Below are 23,325 nucleotides of genomic sequence, written 5' to 3'. Positions count from 1 at the left end.
GAATATTCATGTCACAGAAAGTATTAGTTGCCGGAACCGGCATCAGCGGGATCGCAGCGGCAAAGCTTCTTCTGGCCCAGGGCGGGGAAGTGGTATTATATGACGGAAACGAGAAGCTTTCCGCCGAGGAATTAAAGAAAAATTTTGACGAGGGCGCAAAGGTCTCCGTGATCTTAGGAGAGCTGAAGAAGCTGGATCTTTCCGGCGTGGAGCTCTGCGTCATCAGTCCGGGGATCTCCCTGGAAGCGCCCTTTGTGGCTGTTCTGGACGAGGCCCGGGTCCCCATCTGGAGTGAGATCGAGCTGGCCTATCACTGTTCCCAGGGAAAGCTCATCGCCATCACCGGAACCAACGGAAAGACCACCACGACGGCCCTGACCGGAGAGATCATGAGACATTTCTTTAACAGCGTATTTGTAGTTGGAAATATCGGTGATCCCTATACGGCCCATGCCAGGGAGACCACAGAGGAATCGGTGACGGTGGCCGAGGTCTCCAGCTTCCAGCTTGAGACCATTATGGAGTTCCATCCCAATGTTTCGGCCATCACCAACATCACTCCGGACCACCTGGACCGCCATAAGACCATGGACTGCTACATCCAGGTAAAGGAGGGGATCGCCAGGAACCAGACAGAAGAGGATTCCTGTGTATTAAATTATGACGATCCGGAGCTCCGTGCCTTTGGTTCCACCTTAAAGAGCAAGGTGATCTATTTCAGCCGGAGGGAAAAGCTGGACCAGGGCGTATATATGGACGGCGACAGGATCGTATACCGCCACGGCGGAAAGACGGAGCCTGTGCTGGATGTCAAGGATCTCCAGATCATCGGCGGCCACAACCATGAAAATGTGATGACAGCTGTGGCCATCTCCCTCCAGATGGGCGTGCCCATCCCTGTGATCCGCGAGGCCTGCATGGCCTTTAAGGCGGTGGAGCACCGGATCGAGTTCGTGCGCGAGCGGTTCGGAGTCACCTACTATAACGATTCCAAGGGGACCAACCCGGATGCGGCCATCCAGGCCATCCGCGCCATGCCGGGGCCCACGCTGCTGATCGCCGGAGGCTATGACAAGCATTCGGAATATGACGAGTGGATCGAAAGCTTTGACGGAAAGGTGCGGTATCTGGTGCTCATCGGCCAGACCAGGGATAAGATCGCCGAGTGTGCAAAAAAACATGGGCTCACGGATATCATGTACGCAGAGGATATGCAGGAGGCCGTCCAGGTCTGCGCCTCCTACGCCAATGCCGGCGATTATGTGCTGCTTTCTCCGGCCTGTGCAAGCTGGGGAATGTTTAAAAATTATGAAGAGCGGGGGCGGATCTTTAAGGAATGCGTGAACAATCTGTAAATGACCGCAGAAGGGCCGGGCATCCGGAGCAGAGGGGACGGACGGAAGCCAGCCGTCCCCAGCCCCAGCCCAAAAAGAAAAAGCCCAGGCGTTTTTATGATTACAGCCTGCTGTTTACCATCATCTTCCTGACCGTGTTCGGCCTGGTGATGATATACAGCTCCAGCTCCTACAACGCCCAGGTCCTGGGCCAGGGACCGGCCTATTATATGAAACGGCAGGGATACATAGCTCTGGCGGGCTTTGCGGCCATGCTGGTCATTTCCAAGATGGATTATCACTTTTTTGCGAAATTTACCATTCCGGCCATCGTGGTATCCTATGTCTGTATGTTCCTGGTGAATTTCACCAGCCTGGGGATCAAGGTCAACGGACAGAAGCGGTGGCTGGGGACCAGGTCCGTGCGGTTCCAGCCCACAGAGCTTGTAAAGGTGACGGTGATCCTGGTGCTGGCGGTGGTGATCACCCGGCTGGGGAAAAAGATCGACGAGTGGAGGAGCTGGGGAATGCTGATCGTCCTGATCGCCCCGCTGGCCCTGATGGTCATGGCCAACAACTTAAGCTCCGGCCTGATCATCGTTGGCATCGGCTTTGTGATGATGTTCATTGCCTGTAAGAAAAAATGGATCTTCATCCTTTCCATGGCTCTGGGGGCGGCGGTGTTCATTTTTGCTCCCATGATCGCCATGGGCCTGGAAAAGGCCGGGATCCTGGAATCCTACCAGCTGAGCCGGATCCTGGTGTGGAAGAATCCGGAGGCATATCCCAGGGACGGAGGCTACCAGGTGCTCCAGGGACTTTACGCCATCGGCTCCGGAGGCCTTCTGGGCAAGGGGCTGGGACAGAGTATCCAGAAGCTCAGCTTCCTTCCGGAGCCCCAGAACGATATGATCTTCGCCATCATCTGCGAGGAGCTGGGCCTGTTCGGGGCCATATCGGTGATCCTGATCTTTTTATTCATGATCTACCGGTTCATGCTGATCGCCGGAAACGCGCCGGATCTTTTTGGGGCCCTTCTGGTGGTGGGAGTCATGGCCCACATTGCCATCCAGGTGATCTTAAACATTGCCGTGGTGACCAATGTGATCCCCAATACGGGCATCACTCTGCCGTTCATCAGCTATGGAGGCACCTCGGTGCTGTTCCTCATGGTGGAGATGGGCATGGCCCTCAGCGTGTCCAATCAGATAAAGCTGGAGAGATAAGGATAAGGAGGAACACCGGGCCTGTCCGCTGCATAGGATACTGTATAGCATGCATCTGGGGGGATCCGTTTGTCTGCAATACAGATCCAGGGCTTAAGGCCCTTAAAGGGAACCGTTGGGATCCAGGGTTCTAAAAATGCGGTGCTGCCCATGATGGCGGCGTCTCTGCTGGCCGACGGCGTCACTGTGATCCGTCATGTGCCGGAGATCGAGGACGTTTTTTCCATGATGGGGATATTGGAAAGCCTGGGCTGTAAATGCAGCCTGGAAAAAGGAGTCCTGACGGTGGATACAAAAGCGGCGTCCGGCCACAGGATCCCCGAGGAATACGTTGGGAAAATGCGCTCGTCCTGTCTCCTTCTGGGACCGCTCCTGGCGGGACGGGGAGAGGCGGTGACGTATTATCCCGGGGGCTGTGTCATTGGAAAGCGGCCCATCGACCTGCATCTGTACGCCCTAAAGCGGCTGGGGGCTTCCTTTTTTGAGGCTGGAGGCATGATCCTGGCCCGGGCAGACCGGCTCCGGGGAGCCAGGATCCGGTTTTCCTATCCCAGCGTGGGAGCCACGGAAAATGCTATCCTGGCGGCTGTGACCGCAGAGGGAGAGACAGAGATCGAAAACTGTGCCAGAGAGCCGGAGATCATGGAGCTCTGCCGGTTCCTGGCCGCCATGGGAGCCAGGATCCGCGGCGCAGGGAAGAGCCGGATCGCTGTGGAGGGCGTAAGGCGTCTGTATCCTGCGGAATTTTTTCTGGGCGGGGACCGGATCTGTGCCGGAACGTATCTGGCGGCCGCCGCCATGACGGCGGGAGACGTGACCGTTATGGGAGCGGAGCCGGAGGACCTGCGGGAGCCGGTTTACATTTTAAGGCGCATGGGCGCTGACATATCCATAAAAGAAAGAGAAAAGGAGATCCGTCTGCGGATGGATCAGAGGCCCGGTCCTGTTTCGCTCTGTACCGGTCCCTATCCGGGATTTCCCACGGATCTCCAGTCGGTCTTCCTGGCGGCGGCCTCTGTGGCCTGCGGGGAGAGCCGGATCACAGAAACCGTTTTTGAAGCCAGATTTGCGGCGGCGGCCCTGCTGCGGCAGTTTGGAGCCAGGATCCGTACAGAGGGACAGACGGCCGTGGCCCTGGGAACGTATCCCTTAAGGCCCGGGATCGCAGATGCGCCGGATCTGAGAGGCGGGGCGGCCCTGGTGCTGGCAGGCCTGGCGGCAGACGGCCTTTCGATCATTGGGAGCTGCCGGCATATCCGGCGCGGCTATGAGGATCTCTGCCGGGATCTTGGGAGCCTGGGTGCGGAGATCTGCTGGCTCTAGGAACTTCATGACAGCCGGATACCGGCCAGACAGGATGGGAGTACAGGTAATAGGATGAGGAGAAGAAGAGGATACGCGGGCTATGGCTACCGGAGGAGAAGGAGAGGAAAGAAGATCCTGGCAGTGGCAGGGATCCTTCTTGGGATCCTGCTCCTTCTGGCTGCCCTTGTTTTTGCAGTCCGCATTAAGGAGATCAAGGTCACGGGAAACAGCCACTATACAGAGGAGCAGGTCATCGATCTGGTCCTTGGCGGAAAATGGTCCAGAAATTCGGCGTTCTGTTATTACGAGAACCGGTTCAGGGAGCATAAATCCATCCCGTTCATCGAGGAATATAAGATCGAATTCAAGAGCCCCACAAAGATCGAGATCGTGGTCTTTGAAAAGAGCGTGGTAGGCTACGTTTCGTATATGAGCAGCTATATGTATTTCGATAAGGACGGCATCATCGTGGAGAGCTCTGTGGAGCAGCTTCCAGGCGTGCCGTGGATCACAGGACTGGATTTCGGCCATATTATCCTGCACCAGCCCCTTCCTGTGGCAGATCCCGATACCTTTGGGGAGATCTTAAATCTGACCCAGGTGCTGTCGGTCCATGAGGTGAAGGTGGACAAGGTGGATTATCACAGCTCCATGGCAGGAGCCGGGGAGATCCGGCTCCATATCGGCGATGTGGTGGTGGAGCTGGGGGATTCTGAAGATCTGGACGGAAAGGTAACGGAGCTTTCCGGCATCCTTCCGGAGCTTTCCGGGCTTTCCGGCACCCTGTATCTGGATACCTATGACGAAACCAACAGTACGCCCACATATACCTTCAAAAAGAAATAAAGTTTGTGAAAATAATAGTTGATATTTTTTCAAAAATCAAATATGATATATGTTAGATTAATTTGGACTATTTCCGCAAAAGAAACGCAGTGGAAGTTTAAAAGGAGGAGACGTTCTTGTTAGAAATAAAAATAAATGAGGCAGAGAATGCCGCAAGGATTCTTGTGATCGGTGTCGGCGGCGCCGGAAATAACGCAGTAAACCGCATGGTGGAAGAGAATATCCTGGGAGTAGAATTCATCGGGATCAATACCGATAAGCAGGCGCTCCAGTTCTGTAAGGCCCCCACGGCCATGCAGATCGGCGAGAAGCTCACAAAGGGGCTGGGCGCAGGCGCAAAGCCGGAGATCGGTGAAAAGGCTGCCGAGGAGAGCCAGGAGGAGCTGGCGCAGGCCATGAAGGGTGCGGATATGGTATTCGTTACCTGCGGTATGGGCGGCGGCACCGGTACGGGCGCGGCTCCTGTGATCGCCAGGATCGCCAAGGATATGGGGATCCTTACAGTCGGCGTTGTGACAAAGCCCTTCCGCTTTGAGGCAAAGCAGCGTATGAACAATGCCCTGGAGGGAATTGAAAACCTGAAAAATGCAGTGGATACCCTGATCGTGATCCCCAATGACCGTCTTCTGGAGATCGTTGACAGGCGGACAACCATGCCGGATGCTTTAAAGAAGGCCGATGAGGTGCTCCAGCAGGCCGTACAGGGGATCACAGATCTGATCAACGTTCCCGGCCTCATCAACCTGGACTTCGCTGATGTCCAGACCGTTATGACGGACAAGGGAATCGCCCATATCGGTATCGGTAAGGCCAAGGGCGATGACAAGGCCTTAGAGGCAGTGAAGCAGGCCGTATCCAGCCCGCTCCTTGAGACTACCATTGAAGGCGCTTCCCATGTGATCATCAATATTTCCGGCGATATCAGCCTGATCGAGGCCAACGAGGCTGCCAGCTACGTTCAGGAGCTGGCCGGTGACGATGCCAATATCATTTTCGGCGCCATGTATGATGAAAATGCCGAGGACGAGGCTACGATCACCGTGATCGCCACCGGACTGGACGCCCACGGAGCCAATACTCCTGTGGAACGGGCCATGAAGGATTTCACCAATTATAAGCAGAAGGTACCGGCTCCCTCTGTCCAGAAACCGGTATCTCCCATGCCGAGGACTGCTGCGCCGGCAGCCGGGGAGGCCGCAGCCGCAGCCGCTCCCCAGTTAAATATCCCCAACAGCACACCGGTTTACCGTCCGGCTCACAAAGAGACACAGATCAATATTCCGGACTTCTTAAAGAACCGCAGATAGATTCTAACTTTTCAGAATGTGACAGGCGCCGCAGCTTTCAGCGGCGCCGCGTCTCCTTTGATCTTACCAGTTCACAGACGGATTCGTCATAAAAATCCAAATATAAAAGAGCAGAATAAATATAAATTCCTTTCTTGCAAAATTCAAAGACATCTGACTGTTCTGTCGGTATTTCCAGCAAAAGAGAAAACGCGGCGGCTTCACTCTGGCTTTCGCGGGAAATGAAGAAAAAAGGCGATAAATAATAAGGCTTTTTCAGAGGATCTGACAAAATATGTGGGAAGGCAGGGCTATAATAAGTTCTGCCGCAGCCGCTTTATGGCTTTATGGCTGCGGACCTTCTGCAAAAAAGGAGGGAGCGCCTTTGGAATATGAGTTTTATCTGGACTTATTTTTCCTCTGGGTCTTCTTCCTGGATCTTCTGGCCCTGTATCTGGCCTCCTGTTTAGGGAGGATGCCGGTGCGGGTCCCGGGATTTCTGGCTGCAGCGGCAGCCGGAAGCGTCTGCAACTGCGTCCTTGCTGTGTTTCCTGTCCTTCCGGCAGCGGCAGAGCTTTTTCTGGCGGCAGCCGGGATCGGAAGCCTCATGTGCTGGATGGCTTTTTCTCCAGGGACGCCTGGAGAGCTCTTAAAGGCTGACGGGCTTCTGCTGGGGGCGGCCTGTATCCTGGGAGGGAGCCTGTTTTCCTTAAAAGAGATATTCTGGCTAACGGATTGGGAAAGCCTGGCGGCGGCTTCTGGAGCGGCGGTCATGGCGGGACTCTTTTTTAAGATGGCTTTAAGGGAAAAGGAACGGGGGAGGGAGCGGTTTCTGGTGAGGCTTTTTTACAGGGGAGAGCAGAGAGAGTTCAAGGCCCTGGCAGATTCGGGAAACCGGCTCCGGGAGCCAGTCTCCGGAAAGCCAGTAAGCGTGGTATACATCGGGGACCTGAAGGGCTTCTGCGATTCGGTGGACGGTGTGGTCTATATCCCCTACCGGGCCGTGGGGACCCGGGCAGGTCTGCTTCCGGCCGTGATATTCGAGAAAATGGAGATCGTATGGGAAAAAAGGACGGTGGAGATCCAGAGACCGGTGGTGGCGGTGGCCAGAGAGCCGCTGTCGGGGGACGGCGGTTTTACCATGCTGATCCCGGAGCAATTTGTGGTTTAAGGAGGAATGAAGATGATCATAAAAATCTCAGTGCCCAGCCGCTTCAGGCTGAAAAAGACGGCGACCTTTCGCACGATACTCATGCAGAACCAGGGAGAGATCCATTATATCGGCGGAGCCGACGTCCTGCCGGCGCCTCTGACCCTGGAGGAGGAGACCAGGACTCTGGCCTGCCTTGGGACTGAGGAGGAAAAGGAAGCCAGATCCCGGCTCATCGAACATAATCTGCGGCTGGTGGTCTACATAGCGAAAAAATTCGATAATACCAGCGTTGGGGTGGAGGATCTGATCTCCATCGGGACCATCGGGCTCATCAAGGCCATCAATACCTTTGATCCGGCGAAAAATATCAAGCTGGCCACGTATGCATCCAGATGCATTGAAAATGAGATCCTCATGTATTTAAGGCGGACCAGTAAGACGAAGCTGGAGGTTTCCATCGACGAGCCTCTTAATGTGGACTGGGATGGGAACGAGCTGCTCCTTTCGGATATTCTGGGAACAGACGAGGATGTGATCTATAAGGACATTGAGGACGAGATCGAAAAGGATCTTTTAAAGAATGCCATCGACCATCTGAACCCCAGGGAAAAGAAGATCGTGGAGCTGCGGTTCGGCTTAAAGCAGCCCGACGGCATGGAGATGACCCAGAAAGAGGTGGCGGATCTTATGGGGATCTCCCAGTCCTACATTTCCAGACTGGAAAAGAAGATCATGAAGCGGCTAAAGAAAGAGATCGTCCGGTATGAATAGAAAGAGGGAGCTGCTGCAAAAGAGGTTTCTAAGGTTTCCTTTTGCAGCAGCTCCCGGAGACTGCGGTATGTATCAGGCTTTTCCGTAAAGGCGTTCGTAGATCATGTCACAGAGGGCGTCTGCATAGGACTGGTCCGGCAGATCCCTTCCAGTCACCAGGTAATCCTGGATCAGTTCAAACCGCTTCAGCTCCAGCTCTTCCCCGGAAAGCTCCGGATCCTCCATCAGAAGCTGGTCGTCCAGCCCTCTGGCAGAGTAGGTCTTTAAAAACCACTGGAGGATATCCTCCGTTTCTTTTTCCTCATCCGCTGCCTGGACCTTTAACCGGGCCGCAGATTTTTTCGAGGATACGGCCACGGCGATGGAGCCGGCGGCCATGAGGATCAGAAGGACGTGGAAGAGGATGCGGGAAACGCCGTAAAGAGGCAGGGGCAGATACCCCAGGAGACTCACAGCAGCGATCAAGGCCAGTACGCCGCCCACCAGGAAAAAGGCGGAGGCAGAGGAATTCATATCCTCATAGCGCTGCTCTTTTTTCACATAGGTACCAACCGGCTGCCTGGCCGGCTGTTTTTCCATTTCTTTTGCCGCTTTCTGCATCTCTTCATACCGGAGGCGCATTTCCTGCTCCAGTTTTTCCTTTTCAGCCGCCTTCTGGGCCTGGGCTGCTTCCCTGGATTCCACAAGGGGACCGCCGCAGTCGGTGCATACGGTGACACCCTCCACAAATTCCATATCGCATTTTGGACAGTATGGCATAATGATGAACTTCCTTTCTGCTGGTTAAAGTTCATTATATAATAAAAACAAAAAAAGGTCTATACTTTCTCTGGTTTTGTGCTTCCATTTCTCGGGGAAATCGGGTAAAATGGGAGGGTATAAAAATTTTTAGAAAGGGGTCCATGTATGAAGATTGCGGTTGTGACTGACAGCAACAGCGGAATTACGCAGAAACAGGCAGAGGAAATGGGGATCACGGTCCTTCCCATGCCGTTTATGATCGATGGAGAAACATATTTTGAAGATATAACCTTGACACAGGAGGAATTTTACGGCCGGTTAAAGGGGGATGCGGATATTTCCACCTCCCAGCCGTCCCCGGCTGATGTGACCGGTCTCTGGGACCGGCTTTTAAAGGAGTACGATCAGGTGGTCCACATCCCAATGTCCAGCGGGCTTTCCAGCTCCTGTGAAACGGCCATGGCCTTATCCATGGACGAGGCCTATGAGGGAAAGGTATTTGTGGTGGACAACCAGAGGGTCTCCGTGACCCAGTACCAGTCGGTGAAGGATGCGCTGATGCTGGCCGCCCAGGGGGCTGACGGAGCAAGGATCAAGGAGCGTCTGGAGGAGACAAAGGGCGATTCGGTGATCTTTATCACAGTGGATACGCTTAAATACTTAAAAAAGGGCGGGCGGATCACCCCGGCGGCAGCAGCTCTGGGAACTCTTTTAAAGATCAAGCCGGTGCTCATCATCCTGGGTGAGAAGCTGGATGCCTTTGCCAAGGCCAGGACCATGAAGCAGGCCAGGACGCTGATGCTGAATTCCATCCAGAAGGAACTGGAGACCAGGCTCGGCGACAGCCAGTGCCAGTATTCGCATCTGGCCATTGCCCATACACAGAACGCAGAGGCGGCGGAGGAGTTCCGGAAAGAATTACAGGAAAAATATCCCAGTGCCGATATTATTGTGGCGCCGCTTTCCCTAAGCATCTCCTGTCATATCGGACCGGGAAGCCTGGCGGTGACCGCCACGAGAAAGATGGTAGAGGAATATGAAGTGGATCAGAAGCAGGATCGGGGAATTTTATCATAAGCATACGCCCAGCATAAGGGTTCCCATGCTGCTGTTCGTGGTGGCGGCCTGTATGATCCCGCTGCTTATCCAGGGACGGCTCATAGCCCAGTCCTCCAGGCAGATGCAGGTGGAGCGTCGGATCATCGACGTGCAGAACCAGTGCCAGATCCTGAGCAATAAAATGTCCAGAAACGGATATCTAGGCAATTCCGGCGTGGATACGTCGGGAACGGATACGGAGCTGTCCATGCTGGCCGATATCTTCAATGGCCGGATCCTCATTGTAAACTCCGGCTTCCGGATCGTGAAGGATACGTTTTCCCTGGCAGAGGGAAAGATCTGTATTTCCGACGAGACACTGCGCTGCTTCCAGGGCGAGACCACCAGCCGGTATGATACGGAAAAGCATTATTTTATCCTGGCGGTGCCCATTGCGGATACGGTCCAGACGGCGGATGCCAGGAAGAGTCCGAAAACGGCGGGCGTCATGCTGGTGACGGTATCCACAGAAAGCATGTTCAATATGGAGGAGGCGCTTCTGGATAAGGCATCCCTGTATCAGCTTACGGTGTTCATCCTCTGCCTGATCCTGGCGTTCTTTGCCGTCGGATTTTTCGTGAAGCCCTTCCGGGCCATTGTGAAATTCCTGGACCGGGTGGCAGAGGGGGGGCTGGATGAAGATATTGCGGAGGAATCCTACCGGGAGACAAAGCAGATCTCCAAGGCCATCAACAAGACCCTCCAGAGCCTGAAGGCTGTGGACCAGTCCAGGCAGGAATTCGTATCCAATGTATCCCACGAGCTGAAAACGCCGATCACCTCCATCCGCGTTCTGGCCGATTCACTTATGAGCATGGATGAGGTCCCTAAAGAGCTGTACCAGGAATTTATGGGCGATATTTCCGATGAGATCGACCGGGAGAGCAAGATCATCGATGATCTTCTGACTCTGGTGCGTATGGATAAATCCTCAGCAGAGATCAATATTACCCAGACCAATATCAACGCTCTGGTGGAGATGATCTTAAAACGGCTCCGTCCCATTGCCAGACGGCGGAACATTGAGCTGATCTTCGAGAGTATCCGGGAGGTAACGGCGGATATCGATGAGGTGAAGTTTTCCCTGGCCGTCAACAATCTGGTGGAAAATGCAGTCAAATACAACCGGGAGGACGGATGGGTGCGGGTCACTCTGGACGCGGACCACAAGTTCTTTTATATCAAGGTCTCGGATTCCGGCATCGGTATCCCGGAGGAATATAAGGAGCGGGTATTCGAGCGGTTCTACCGGGTGGATAAGGCCAGATCCCGGGAGACCGGCGGCACAGGCCTGGGACTTGCAATCACCAAAAGCGTGATCTTTATGCACCATGGGTCCATCCAGGTGGAGAGCAAGGAGGACATCGGCACCACCTTTACGGTGAAGATCCCGCTGATGTACATCCCGTCCACAGGAAAGGAGAAGCCATGAAGCAGTTAAGGATATTTTTTGCGGTTTCCCTTCTGGCAGTCCTGCTGGCTCTGTGCGGCGGCTGCAGGCGGACGGATGAAATACCGGAGGGAGTGCCGGAGTATACGGTATATTATCTGGATTCCCCGGGACTTAAGCTGGTGGGGAACAGCATCGGGATGGAAGGAACGGACCAGGAAGCGCTGGTCCAGGAGCTTCTTTCCAGAATGGAAACAGTCCCGGCAGAGCTGGACTGTCAGAGCGCCATTCCAGAGCGGGTGGAGACCATTACCTTCCGGATCGAAGAAAATGTGCTGTATCTGTTTGTGGATGCCAATTATGCGCTGATGGATTCAGTACGGGAGATCCTGTGCCGGGCGGCCCTTACGAAAACGCTGACCCAGATCCAGGGCATTGACTATCTGAGTATTTACTGTGCCGAGCAGCCCATTGTGGACGGCACAGGAAATCCTGTGGGGATGCTTTCGGCCTCAGATTTTGTTGAGGGGATCCGGGATGTGAACAGCTTTGAGAAAACGGAGCTGACCCTGTATTTTTCCAATGCTGCCGGAGACGGGCTGGTGGAGGAAAAACGGGAGGTGATGCGCAATACCAACACTTCCCTGGAAAAGCTCATAGTGGAGCAGCTGATCGAGGGGCCCAGGGAGCCGGATTCATATCCGACGCTTCCTCCGGATATGAAGCTTTTAAACGTGATGGTGAGTGAATCCGTCTGCTCCATCAATCTGGATTCCGCATTTTTGAACAATAGCCTGGAGGTGAGGGAATATATTCCCATTTATTCGATTGTGAATTCACTTTCAGAACTTCCCACGGTCAGCCGGGTGCAGATCCGCATCAATGGCTCCCAGGACGCGGTCTTCCGCGACAAGATCCCTTTAAATACGGTGTTTGAGAGAAATTTTGAATACATGGAGGGAGGAGAAAAAAATTAACAGGCCTTTGCTGTATGCAACGGGGGGACTGGTACTTGGAGAGACGATGGCCCTTTTTCTTACAGCAGACCAGGGGTTTTTCTGGCTGGCAGCCATGCTGGCCGTCCTTTGCTGCGTCCTGTCCGGAAGCTTCCGGAGGGGAGCGGCAGGGGGCGGAAGCGGGACGCCGGCTCTTTTTTTACATGGAAAGGCGGGACCATGGCTCCGGTATGGACTGGCAGCGGCCGGATGTATCCTTCTGGGCTTTGGCCGCATGAAGCTGGAGATGCGGGAGCGGGTCCTGGAGGAGCAGGCGGCTGCAGAGCGGGGAGAGGAGTCCCTGGTCATAAAAGGCCAGGTGGAGGAGATTGGAGAGACAGACTACGGATACCGGCTAATGGTATCCGACTGTGAGGAGTACGGACCGGAAGCCCGCAGGATCCCCCGGCGCATGTACTGCTATACGGATCGGGCAGATGGACTGAAAATAGGAATGAGGATCCGGGCAGAGGGGACCATGGAGGCTCCGGAGCCGGAACGGAATCCAGGCGGCTTCGATCACAGGTCCTTCTGCCGGGCGAAGGGGATCGGCGGGATCTTCCGGGCAGACTGGGCTGCACCGGCGGGCCCTGGATACAGCCGGTTCCGGGAGGGAATCCGCCAGATACGGCTCCGGCTGGAAGGACGTCTGGACCAGCTGGCCTCCGGCACAGACGGAGGGATCCTGAAGGCAGTGCTTCTGGGAGACCGGTCGGATATGGACCAGGCGCTTTACGAGTTATACCGGAAAAACGGGATCTCTCATGTGCTGGCCATCAGCGGTCTCCATGTGTCCATCCTTGGACTTGGACTATGGAAGGCCTTAAGAAGGTGCGGCTTTGGGTTTGCGGCGGCCGGCGGGGCAGCGGGAGCCTTTCTGTTCTGCTATGGGCTCATGACCGGCTTCGGGCCGTCGGTGGTGCGGGCTGCGGCCATGTGCGGGCTCTCCTTTCTTGCAGCATTTCTGGGCCGGACCTATGACCTTATGTCAGCCTTGTGTATTCCAGCCCTGGCGCTTTTGTGGTCCCGGCCCTGTCTCCTGACCCAGGCGTCCTTCCAGCTTTCCTTTCTTGCAGCAGGAGCCGTGGCCTTTCCCGGCGGTTTCCTCATCCGGCGCTTTAAAGCCCGCGGCTTATTCCAGACGCTTCTTGTGAGCGCCTCTATCCAGGCGGCCACGGCTCCCGCTGTCCTGTATCACTCCTTTGAGCTTCCGCTATACGGGATCTTTCTGAATCTGTTAGTGATCCCTCTGATGACGTATGTGGTGGTTTCTGGCCTGCTGGGACTGGCGGCTTCCTTATTTTCCATGAAGGCGGGAGCCGCCCTTCTGGGAGGGGCCCACTATATCCTGGGACTTTATAAGGCCATGGGAGAGGGGACACAGAGGCTTCCAGGGGCCAGCCTGGTGGTTGGGCGGCCGTCTCTGGCGGCCATGGTCCTGTTTCTGGCCGGAGCTTTTCTGGGGATCCTTCTGGCTTCCCGGATCCTGGAACAGAGGCGGAGCCGGCCCCAGGCTTTCCTGATCCTGTGTCTTTTCTGGGCCGGGAGCGTGTTTTTCTTTTTTTCGCCGCCCCGGAATGGGCTGTCTGCCGTATTTCTGGATGTGGGCCAGGGGGATGGGATCTTTCTGTCCTGCGGAGGAAGGACCATGCTGATGGACTGCGGCAGCAGCCAGGAAAAGGAACTGGGAAAGGACTGTCTGGTGCCCTTTTTAAAAAGCCGGGGCGTGGACCGGCTGGATACAGTATTCATCAGCCATGGAGACTGGGATCACATAAGCGGGATCCGGTATGCGCTGGAGGAGCCGGGCTGCGGGATCCGCATCGGCACGCTGGTGATGCCGGAGCCGGGAAAGGGAAAGGATGTTTATGCAGAGCTGGCCTGCCTGGCAGACAGCCGCGGGATCCCGGTGGTCTACGGAAAACGGGGAGATGAGTTTTCCGGGATCCTGGGACCGGAGGTTTCGATCCGCTGCCTTTCGCCGCCGGAGGGAGGGGACTATGGGGACCGGAACGATGAATCGCTGGTGGCAGAGATCCAGTATGGGGATTTTCGTCTGCTGCTGACGGGGGATGTGGGAAAGGAGGGGGAGGAAAAGATGAGGGAGGACGGCCTGCTGGCCCCGGTGACGGTGCTGAAGGCCGCCCATCACGGATCGGGAACCTCCTCCGGCCAGGAGTTTCTGAAGGCTGTGGATCCGGCCTTTGCGGTACTCTCCTGCGGCCGGGAGAACCGGTACGGCCATCCGTCTCCGGAGGTCGTAAAGGCCCTTAGGGAACAGGGAGCCTGGATCTGGGACACCCGGGAGCGGGGAGCCGTTATGGTCTGGACCGATGGCCGTACCATGGATATTTCCGGATATCTTGACAGCCGGAAGGGTATCTGATATCTTTAATATCATGACATCGGGGGTGGAAGTTCTCTGCCCCTGTGGATATCATATTATTTATGGAGGAAAGATCATGGGATTTTCAATGGACATCAGCGTGCCGGTGCTGACTGTATTTTTACAGGGACTGCTGAGCTTTTTCTCGCCGTGCGTACTGCCGCTCCTGCCCCTTTATATCGGATATCTGTCCGGAGGGACCGCAAGGCGCGGAGAGGACGGACGGATCACATATGAGCGGAAGAAAGTGATGCTCCACACCGTATTTTTTGTGCTGGGGGTCAGCTCGGCATTTTTTATCCTGGGGCTGGGAGGCTCGGCCCTGGGCCGGTTCTTTAAGGGGAACCAGGCCATGTTCGCCAGGATCGGAGGGATTTTTGTTGCTGGCTTCGGCCTTTACCAGCTGGGGATCTTCGGACCATCCAGGCTCCTTTCCAGGGAGCACCGGCTGCCGTTTTCTGTGGGAACCGCTGCCATGTCTCCTGTAACAGCCTTTCTGCTGGGCTTTACCTTCAGCTTTGCATGGACGCCCTGTGTGGGACCGGCTCTGGCTAGCGTTCTTTTGATGGCAGCGTCGGCGGCCACCCAGGCCAGGGGCTTTCTCCTGATCGGAGTCTATACGGCCGGGTTCGTCCTTCCATTCCTGGCAGTGGGGATGTTTTCCACCACGCTTCTGGACGTGTTCAAACGCCATGGGAATGTGGTCACCTATGCAGCCAGGGCCGGAGCCGTGCTGATGATCCTCATGGGCGTGATGATGTTTACGGGAAAGATGAATTCCATCACCGGATATCTTTCCAGTCCCCAGACCGGAGCCGGGACCGCCGGCAAAGAGCAGGAGGAGGCTGGAGAAACGACAGATCCAGGGGCAGCCGGAGAGACGGCTGGGGGAACCGGAAAGCCGGGGGATGGACCGGAGACCGGGGAGACCCTGGAGAGCGCCGGAGAGACGGTGGCAGCAAAAGGCCCGGAGGAAACGGCCGGGGAAGGCTCTGGAGCCGGTGCAGATACGCTTCCGTCGGTGGATTTTACCCTTACGGACCAGTTTGGAAATTCCCATACCCTTTCAGATTATAAGGGAAAGACAGTATTTTTAAACTTCTGGGCCACCTGGTGCCCGCCCTGCAGGCGGGAGATGCCGGATATCCAGAAGCTTTATGAGAGATACCAGGCGGAGGAGGATCCAGAGGTGGTGATCCTGGGAGTTGCGGCTCCGGATTATGGAGACGAGGGCTCCAGGGAGGAGATCGCCCAGTTCCTGGAGGAAAACGGTTATACCTACCCGGTGGTCATGGACGAAGGCGGAGAGCTGTTTATGACATACGGCGTTTTTTCCTACCCCACCACCTTTATGATCGACCGGGATGGAAATGTATTCGGCTATGCCGCAGGCCAGCTGAGCATGGAAATGATGGAAAGCATCATCCGTCAGACGGTCACGGGAGTCCGGGAGCAGCCGGGCCAGTAAGAAGATGAAGGAAGTATGCCATGCAGACACTGAATCAGGATATAAAAGAGAAATCCTTTAAAAAGATCTATCTGCTCTACGGGGACGAGCCGTTTCTGGTGGGCAGCTATAAAAAGAAGCTGCGGGAGGCCATCACCGGCGGCGATACCATGAACTTCAACTATTTTGAGGGAAAAAACCCAGATGTGAAGGAGATCATCAGCCTGGCGGATACCATGCCGTTTTTTGCAGACCGGCGGCTGATCCTGGTGGACGGCAGCGGCTTTTTTAAGAGCGCCCAGGAGGAGTTGGCGGCGTACCTGCCCCAGATGCCGGATACCACCTGTCTGGTCTTTGCCGAGAGCGAGGTGGATAAGAGGAACCGGCTCTATAAAAGGGTAAAGGAGCTGGGCTACGCGGCGGAGCTCAATAAGCAGGATACGGCCCAGCTCATGCGGTGGGCCGCCGGGATCCTGGGCCGGGACGGAAGAAAGATCAGCCGTCCGGTGATGGAATACTTCCTGGAGCGCACCGGGGATGATATGGAAAACATCCGGATGGAGCTGGAAAAGCTGGTATGCTATACCATGGGCCGGGACGTGATCACAAAAGAGGACGTGGACGCAGTGGGAACGGTCCATGTGACCAGCCGGGTCTTTGATATGGTGGCGGCCATTGTAGCCGGGAACACGAAGAAGGCCATGGACCTTTATGAGGACCTCCTGACCTTAAAGGAGCCGCCCATGCGGATCCTGTTCCTCATTGCCAGGCAGTTCAACCAGCTCCTGCAGATCAAGGAGCTGACTGCCGCGGGAAAGGATAAGGGGGCCATGGCCTCGGCCCTTAAGGTGCCTCCCTTTGCCGTGGGAAAGCTTACGGCCCAGGCCAGGGCCTTCACAAGAGATCAGATCCTTTCCTGGGTCACGCTCTGCGTGGAGACAGAGGAGGCGGTGAAGACCGGCCGTCTGTCAGACCGCCTGGCGGTGGAGCTTCTGATCGCGCGGAGGACATAGAAAAAAGCAATAAAAAAACGCTTTTCCGACACACCACACGGAAAAGCGTTTTTACTTTACGAATTTATAAATTAAGATATCCAGCCTTCTTATTAAGCCATAGCGCTTACAGCTTTGGACAAACGGGATACTTTTCTGGAAGCAGTATTCTTGTGATATACGCCCTTGGAAGTAGCCTTGTCGATTTCGCTTGTAGCAGCAATGAGCGCAGCCTGTGCAGCAGCCTTGTCACCGGCGGTAATTGCAGCTTCAACCTTTTTCACATAAGTTTTTACCTTAGATCTGATCGCTTTGTTTCTGGCAGCCTTTGTTTCAGCTACTAAGATTCTTTTCTTTGCAGATTTGATATTAGCCAATCTGTACACCTCCACTATGATTAAAAAATATTCGCTGTTTGTTTTGCATCAAAGTCTGGACACGGACAGTTCAATGTAAACATACTCTTGTATTCTATCGGATTATTCCCGGGATGTCAATACATAAAATGTATTTTTCGAGGAAAAATAGAAAAAGATTGTGGTATTCAGACGCAGGAACATGATCCAGAAGTGAGCGGGGCTTTTGCGGAGAAAAATTTCCGACCGGCCCGCAGGAAGAACGGAAAAAGGAGAGATCGGTCATGGAACAGTGGAAAAAAAGCATATACACCGACCTGGCAGTGGAGGAAAGGGAAAGCTTCCCGGGCGACGGAGGAGAGATCCCCGGCGTGTCTCTCAGAGAATGGGAAAAGGAAGAGGCGGGCATCCATCTGACGGAGGTGGTCATAAAGACAGAGGAGGGGGCTGGGAACATGGGAAAGCCCATGGGGACCTATGTGACGCTGGAGGCATTGGCCCTGGCGGAGCGGGATGAAGATTTCCACCGGGAGGTATCCGAGGAGCTGGCGGCCAGGATCTCTGGTCTTCTGGCCCTTCATCAGATCGGAACAGGCGGAAATGGAAGAGCTCCGTCCATACTGGCGGTGGGGCTGGGAAATGAGAACGCCACACCCGACGCCCTGGGGCCTTTGGTGCTGAAGCATCTCCAGATGACCCGGCATCTCACCGGCGGCTGTGGGGAGGAATTTGCGGGAGGAAAAAAATATCCGGCCCTGAGCGGGATCATTCCCGGCGTCATGGCCCAGACGGGGATGGAGACGGCGGAGATCCTGAAGGGAGTGATCGCGGAGACGAGACCGGATGCAGTTTTGGCGGTGGACGCCCTGGCGGCCCGAAGTGTCCGGCGGCTGGGCGTTACGATCCAGCTTTCCGATGCCGGGATCCATCCGGGCTCCGGCGTGGGAAACCACAGGAACAGCCTGACCCGGGAGACTCTGGGAGTGCCGGTGATCGCCATCGGCGTGCCTACGGTGGTGGGGGCTGCGGCCATTGTCCACGACACGGTGGGAGCCCTGGTGGCGGCCCTGAAGGAGGGCGGGGAAGCCGGATATGGGGATATGGTGGAGCACATGGACGGCAGGGACCAGTACCAGCTGATCCGGGAGGTGCTGGAGCCCCAGATCGGCCCCATGTACGTGACGCCCCACAACATCGATGAGCGGGTGGAGAATCTCAGCTTTACCATCTCCGAGGCCATCCACATGGCCCTGTTTGGAGGGAACGGGTGACGGCTGTTTTCTGGTGATGAAGGGAGGGCGTCCCTCATAGAATAAAAGAAAGAAGGAAAAACGGGCGGCAGCCATGAGACGCAGATGGTATTATATCAAACGGGCCATACGGGCAGACCGCCCGTTTTTTGTGGCCGCAGCAGTCCTTTTCCTCATGGCGGCCCTGGCAGTGGGAAGCCGGGACTGGCTGGGGGCGGCAGTCTCCAGATACGGAGACCAGTACGGCCTTTCCATGGCCCGGACTGTGATGAAGGAATGGATCCCGGCGGCAGGGAGACAGAAGGGAAGAAGCGGTCCGGCAGCGCTGGAGCCGGTTCTGTTTTCCTATCTGGGATCCATGGAGACGGAAACGGCACCGGCGGCAGATCCGGCCTATGAAAAGATGACGGCCCGGAGAGAGGGAGCAGATCCCGGCAAAGGAGCTCAGCAGGAGACCGGAGAGACCGGGAGACGGGAAGAAGCCGGGAGGCCGAAAGATGCAGACCAGGCGGGAGCCGAAGGTGCCGGACAGACCCATGAAGCCCCCGGCCAGGTCCAGGGAAACGGGGAAGCCAGTCCAGAGGAAGGTGAGGCTGCCGGTTCTTCCCAGGCCCTGGCCGGGACGGCGGGAGGCCGTTTTCCAGGGCTGGGGATCCACATGGAAAAGCTGGCAGATTATGACTATATGATGCAGAATTTTTACAGCATCCATCCCACCACGACCGCAGGCCGGGAGCTTATGGACGCGGAGCATTTTCTGTCTATGGATCTTTCCCTGGACCTGGGGAATGGACAGGACGGCAGCACGGCGCAGATGGCTCCAAAGGAACCGCAGATCCTGATCTATCACACCCATTCCCAGGAGACCTTTTCCGATTATCCGGAAAATCCGGAGGCCACCATCACTGGAGTAGGCGCATACCTTTCAGAGCTTCTGGAGGGGAAGGGATATTCTGTGATCCATGACGACGGCGTTTATGACTACCGGGACGGGAAGCTGGACCGGAGCCGGGCCTATACATATGCCCTGGAGGGGATCCAGGGGATCCTGCAGAAATATCCTTCCATTGAGGTGGTGCTGGATCTCCACCGGGACGGGGTGGCTGAGGGGACCCGCCTGGTGACGGAGATCAATGGGAAGCCCACGGCAAAGATCATGTTTTTCAACGGAACATCCCAGACGCCGGACGGTCCCATCGAATATCTGCCAAATCCCAACCGGGAGGCCAACTTGGCGTTCAGTTTTCAGATGCAGCTTAAGGCTGCGGGAATGTATCCGGGATTTACGAGAAAGATCTATCTCAAGGGACTGCGGTATAACCAGCACGTCCGGGCGCGCTCGGCCCTCATTGAGGTGGGCGCTCAGACGAACACGTATGAAGAAGCGAGAAATGCCATGGAGCCCCTGGCCCATATCCTGGACCAGGTGCTTAGGGGAAGCTGAATCAGTGGATCCGTTTTTCCCAGCCGCCAAAGAAATAAAAGAGGGCGGTGAGGAGAGAGCACATCATCCAGCCCAGGGGATAGCCGAAGCCCACCACGGCCGGAGTGTTGATGAATTGTGTGATAACGAACAGGTAGATCTGCCGGAACAGCACATAGGAAAAGAGCATGATGAACATGGGAGTCCTGGAATCCCCGGCTCCCCGCAGAGATCCGGAAAAGATCTGTGTGGCGCAGCAGGTGAAGGTCAGGGTACTGTTGGTACGGATGAACAGGGTCCCATAACGGATCACCTCTGGATCCTGGTTGAACATGGCCACAAACTGTCCGGCCGTAAGCCAGAGCACCGAGGCCATGGCGATGGTGATGGCAGTGGACATATAAAAGGCCGTCAGGGAGCCCCGCTTGGCCCGGGGGATGTTCCTGGCTCCGATATTCTGGCTCACGAAGGTGGTGGCTGCCTGGTTCATGCTCTGGAGCGGCAGGAAGATAAATTGGTCGATCTTCGTATAACAGCTCCATCCAGCCATGCAGGCGGAGCCGAAATAGTTGATATAGGACTGGACGTACACGTTGGAAAAGCTGGTAAGGGACTGCTGGAGACCAGCGGGCAGGCCGATGGAAAGGATCTGCTTTAAGGTGTTTTTATCCACAGAAAGGTCTTTCCACACCAGACGGTAGCCGCCGTCGTCCATGGTCAGCACCGCAAGGACCAGGGCCGCCGACAGGAACTGGGAAATGATGGTGGCATAGGCCACACCGGCGATGCCCAGATGGAACACGATCACGAATACCAGGTCCAGCACTGTATTGAGGATACTGGAAAAGCAGAGGAACAGCAGCGGCCGTTTCGTATCGCCCACGGCCCGGAGCACGGCGCTTCCCATATTATAGACCAGCAGGCCGGCGATACCGGAAAAATAGATCCGGAGATACACCGAGGCTGACTCCAGGACGTCGTCTGGCGTGGACATGAACCGGAGCATGAGGGGGGCCAGGAAAATACCCAGGACCGTAAACAGGATGCTGGCCAGAAAGGTGACCATGATGGTGGTCTCCACGGCCAGATGGAGCTTTTTGTCGTCGTGGGCCCCGTAATGGCGGCTGATGATGACGCTGGCGCCGATGGACGTTCCATTGAAGAACATGACCATGGTGTTGATGATGCTGGTGGTGGAGCCCACGGCCGCCAGGGCTTCTGTGCCCACAAAATTTCCGACCACCAGGCTGTCCACCGTATTGTAAAGCTGCTGGAACAGGTTGCCGATGAGAAGCGGAACGGCAAAGGAGAGCAGCAGCTTCCAGGTGGAGCCGGTGGTCATGTCCATGCTCTTTGACGATAGTTTTTTCGGGTGCATGACGATCCTCCTCGTATAGAATAAATGAAGATATCTTACTATTATGATAAAACCAAGTAAGAAGAATGTCAAATAAATATTCTGTCTGTTTTAATAGCCGCCTCCAGGGATGCCGGATCCTGCGGAAACCCTTGCGCGGATGCGGAAAAAATGGTATATTTGGCGTAAGAAATTTTAGAAAAGAGGAACATAAATGACGGCTGTCGATCAGAGCAGAATCAGAAACTTTTGCATCATTGCCCATATTGACCACGGCAAGTCAACGCTGGCGGACAGGATCATCGAAATGACAGGGCTGCTGACCAGCAGGGAGATGCAGGCCCAGATCCTGGACAATATGGATCTGGAGAGAGAGAGGGGCATCACCATCAAGTCCCAGGCCGTGCGGACGGTATATAAAGCAAAAAACGGAGAAGAATATATTTTCAACCTTATTGATACTCCCGGACACGTGGACTTTAACTACGAGGTGTCCCGGAGCCTGGCGGCCTGCGACGGAGCCATCCTGGTGGTGGATGCGGCCCAGGGGATCGAGGCCCAGACCCTGGCCAACGTGTATCTGGCCCTGGACCACGATCTGGATGTGTTCCCGGTGATCAACAAGATCGACCTTCCCAGCGCCGATCCCGACCGGGTGGCGGAGGAGATCGAGGACGTGATCGGCCTGGAGGCCCACGACGCTCCCAGGATCTCAGCCAAGAGCGGTTTAAATGTGGAGGATGTGCTGGAGGCCATTGTGGAAAAGATCCCGGCTCCGGAGGGAGATCCTGAGGCTCCCTTACAGGCGCTGATCTTCGACTCCGTTTATGATTCCTACCGGGGAGTCATCGTATTCTGCCGGATCAAGGAGGGAACTGTAAAACGGGGCACCCCCATTAAGATGATGGCCACCGGCGCGTCCTATGACGTGGTGGAGGTGGGGTACTTCGGCGCAGGCCAGTTCATCCCCTGCGAGGAGCTGTCCGCCGGTATGGTGGGCTACATCACTGCCAGCATCAAAAATGTCCGGGATACCCGGGTGGGCGATACCATCACCGACCGGTCCAATCCCTGTAAGGAACCCCTTCCGGGCTATAAGAAAGTGACCCCCATGGTCTACTGCGGCCTGTATCCGGCAGACGGAGCCAAGTACCCGGAGCTGCGGGATGCCCTGGAAAAGCTCCAGCTAAACGACGCATCCCTGTTTTTCGAGCCGGAGACCTCGGTGGCCCTGGGCTTTGGCTTCCGCTGCGGCTTCTTAGGCCTGCTCCACCTGGAGATCATCCAGGAACGGCTGGAGCGGGAATACAACCTGGACCTGGTGACCACGGCCCCCAGCGTTGTGTACCGGATCCACAAGACCAACGGCGAGGTCATCGACCTGACCAATCCCACCAATATGCCGGATCCCTCGGAGATCGAATATATGGAGGAGCCGGTGGTCACTGCGGAGGTAATGGTGACCACGGAATTTGTGGGTGCCATTATGCAGCTTTGTCAGGAACGCCGGGGCGTATACCTGGGGATGGAGTATATTGAGGCCACCAGGGCCCTTCTGAAATATGAGCTGCCTCTCAATGAGATCATTTACGACTTTTTCGACGCCTTAAAATCCAGATCCAGAGGCTACGCGTCCTTTGACTACGAGCTGAAGGGCTATGAACAGTCGGAGCTTGTGAAGCTGGACATCCTCATCAACCGGGAAGAGGTGGACGCTTTATCCTTCATCGTCTTCGAGGGCTCTGCCTATGAGAGAGGAAGGAAAATGTGCGAAAAGCTGAAGGACGAGATCCCGAGACATCTGTTTGAGATCCCGATCCAGGCGGCTGTGGGAGGCAAGATCATTGCCAGGGAGACCGTAAAGGCCGTCCGCAAGGATGTTCTGGCCAAGTGCTACGGCGGCGATATTTCCCGTAAGAAGAAGCTTCTGGAAAAGCAGAAGGAAGGAAAGAAGCGGATGCGCCAGGTG

General features: G+C 55.7%; 19 protein-coding genes. 16 read left to right on the top strand and 3 right to left on the bottom strand.

All coding sequences use genetic code 11. The features are described 5' to 3' along the window. Positions 1-2: 2 nt before the first annotated feature. From murD to sigE, 7 genes are all read left to right on the top strand, one after another. Positions 3-1,355: a UDP-N-acetylmuramoyl-L-alanine--D-glutamate ligase gene (gene murD / locus OCV69_RS12030; RefSeq protein ID WP_262427658.1), complete on the top strand. Its 1,353-nt coding sequence runs from the start codon at positions 3-5 to the stop codon at positions 1,353-1,355. Then, a complete protein-coding gene (locus OCV69_RS12025) occupies positions 1,337-2,560 on the top strand; it encodes an FtsW/RodA/SpoVE family cell cycle protein (RefSeq protein WP_158359357.1) in 1,224 nt (407 codons plus the stop codon). Before murD ends, OCV69_RS12025 begins: the two co-directional genes overlap by 19 nt. A 69-nt stretch (positions 2,561-2,629) precedes the next feature. Beyond that, positions 2,630-3,883: a UDP-N-acetylglucosamine 1-carboxyvinyltransferase gene (murA, locus tag OCV69_RS12020; protein WP_158359355.1), complete on the top strand. Its 1,254-nt coding sequence runs from the start codon at positions 2,630-2,632 to the stop codon at positions 3,881-3,883. 54 nt (positions 3,884-3,937) lie between these two features. After that, a complete protein-coding gene (locus OCV69_RS12015; protein ID WP_158359353.1) occupies positions 3,938-4,711 on the top strand; it encodes a cell division protein FtsQ/DivIB in 774 nt (257 codons plus the stop codon). Between the two features lie 116 nt (positions 4,712-4,827). Next, a complete protein-coding gene (gene ftsZ, locus OCV69_RS12010; RefSeq protein ID WP_022273149.1) occupies positions 4,828-6,018 on the top strand; it encodes a cell division protein FtsZ in 1,191 nt (396 codons plus the stop codon). Positions 6,019-6,382: 364 nt separating this feature from the next. After that, on the top strand, positions 6,383-7,168 hold the full coding sequence (locus OCV69_RS12005) for a sigma-E processing peptidase SpoIIGA (protein ID WP_262563121.1): 786 nt from the start codon (positions 6,383-6,385) through the stop codon (positions 7,166-7,168). A 12-nt stretch (positions 7,169-7,180) separates the two neighbouring features. After that, a complete protein-coding gene (sigE, locus tag OCV69_RS12000) occupies positions 7,181-7,921 on the top strand; it encodes an RNA polymerase sporulation sigma factor SigE (RefSeq protein WP_158359350.1) in 741 nt (246 codons plus the stop codon). Between the two features lie 72 nt (positions 7,922-7,993). On the opposite strand, the gene OCV69_RS11995 is transcribed toward sigE, so the two are convergent. Next, positions 7,994-8,680, bottom strand: a complete 687-nt coding sequence (locus OCV69_RS11995) for a hypothetical protein (RefSeq protein ID WP_158359348.1) — start codon at positions 8,678-8,680, stop codon at positions 7,994-7,996. Between the two features lie 147 nt (positions 8,681-8,827). On the opposite strand from OCV69_RS11995, the gene OCV69_RS11990 reads away from it, so the two are divergent. From OCV69_RS11990 to holA, 6 genes are all read left to right on the top strand, one after another. Then, entirely contained in the window at positions 8,828-9,739 is a 912-nt protein-coding gene (locus OCV69_RS11990) for a DegV family protein (RefSeq protein ID WP_158359346.1), read from the top strand. After that, the gene (locus OCV69_RS11985; RefSeq protein ID WP_158359345.1) at positions 9,699-11,192 is read left to right on the top strand and encodes a sensor histidine kinase; all 1,494 of its coding nucleotides are present in this window, start codon (positions 9,699-9,701) and stop codon (positions 11,190-11,192) included. The genes OCV69_RS11990 and OCV69_RS11985 overlap by 41 nt, the downstream gene beginning before the upstream one ends. Beyond that, entirely contained in the window at positions 11,189-12,127 is a 939-nt protein-coding gene (locus tag OCV69_RS11980) for a GerMN domain-containing protein (RefSeq protein WP_158359343.1), read from the top strand. Before OCV69_RS11985 ends, OCV69_RS11980 begins: the two co-directional genes overlap by 4 nt. A gap of 46 nt (positions 12,128-12,173) precedes the next feature. Then, complete coding sequence (locus OCV69_RS11975; protein ID WP_158359341.1) at positions 12,174-14,531, top strand: DNA internalization-related competence protein ComEC/Rec2; 2,358 nt, start codon at positions 12,174-12,176, stop codon at positions 14,529-14,531. Between the two features lie 76 nt (positions 14,532-14,607). Continuing rightward, the gene (locus OCV69_RS11970) at positions 14,608-15,999 is read left to right on the top strand and encodes a cytochrome c biogenesis protein/redoxin (RefSeq protein WP_022273171.1); all 1,392 of its coding nucleotides are present in this window, start codon (positions 14,608-14,610) and stop codon (positions 15,997-15,999) included. A 20-nt stretch (positions 16,000-16,019) separates the two neighbouring features. Beyond that, the gene (gene holA, locus OCV69_RS11965) at positions 16,020-16,991 is read left to right on the top strand and encodes a DNA polymerase III subunit delta (RefSeq protein ID WP_158359339.1); all 972 of its coding nucleotides are present in this window, start codon (positions 16,020-16,022) and stop codon (positions 16,989-16,991) included. A 92-nt stretch (positions 16,992-17,083) separates the two neighbouring features. Here the strand turns inward: holA and rpsT are convergent, their stop codons facing one another. Then, positions 17,084-17,347 (bottom strand): 30S ribosomal protein S20, encoded by a 264-nt coding sequence (rpsT, locus tag OCV69_RS11960; RefSeq protein ID WP_022273173.1) that lies wholly within the window; start codon positions 17,345-17,347, stop codon positions 17,084-17,086. Positions 17,348-17,610: 263 nt separating this feature from the next. On the opposite strand from rpsT, the gene gpr reads away from it, so the two are divergent. Together gpr and spoIIP are read left to right on the top strand one after the other, a co-directional pair. Next, positions 17,611-18,597, top strand: coding sequence for a GPR endopeptidase (gene gpr, locus OCV69_RS11955; RefSeq protein WP_158359338.1), 987 nt, complete (start codon positions 17,611-17,613; stop codon positions 18,595-18,597). Positions 18,598-18,670: 73 nt separating this feature from the next. Further along, positions 18,671-20,020, top strand: coding sequence for a stage II sporulation protein P (gene spoIIP / locus OCV69_RS11950; protein ID WP_262563120.1), 1,350 nt, complete (start codon positions 18,671-18,673; stop codon positions 20,018-20,020). 1 nt (position 20,021) lies between these two features. Here the strand turns inward: spoIIP and OCV69_RS11945 are convergent, their stop codons facing one another. Continuing rightward, entirely contained in the window at positions 20,022-21,449 is a 1,428-nt protein-coding gene (locus OCV69_RS11945; RefSeq protein ID WP_262563119.1) for an MATE family efflux transporter, read from the bottom strand. Between the two features lie 121 nt (positions 21,450-21,570). Between OCV69_RS11945 and lepA the strand changes: the two genes are divergently transcribed. After that, on the top strand, positions 21,571-23,325 hold a 1,755-nt coding region (gene lepA / locus OCV69_RS11940; protein WP_262563118.1), incomplete at its 3' end, for a translation elongation factor 4.

Source organism: Alitiscatomonas aceti, assembly GCF_025567195.1.
GTDB lineage: Bacteria > Bacillota > Clostridia > Lachnospirales > Lachnospiraceae > Alitiscatomonas > Alitiscatomonas aceti.
The sequence above is the reverse complement of the archived record's forward strand: the minus strand, read 5'-3'. Positions and strand labels throughout refer to the sequence as shown.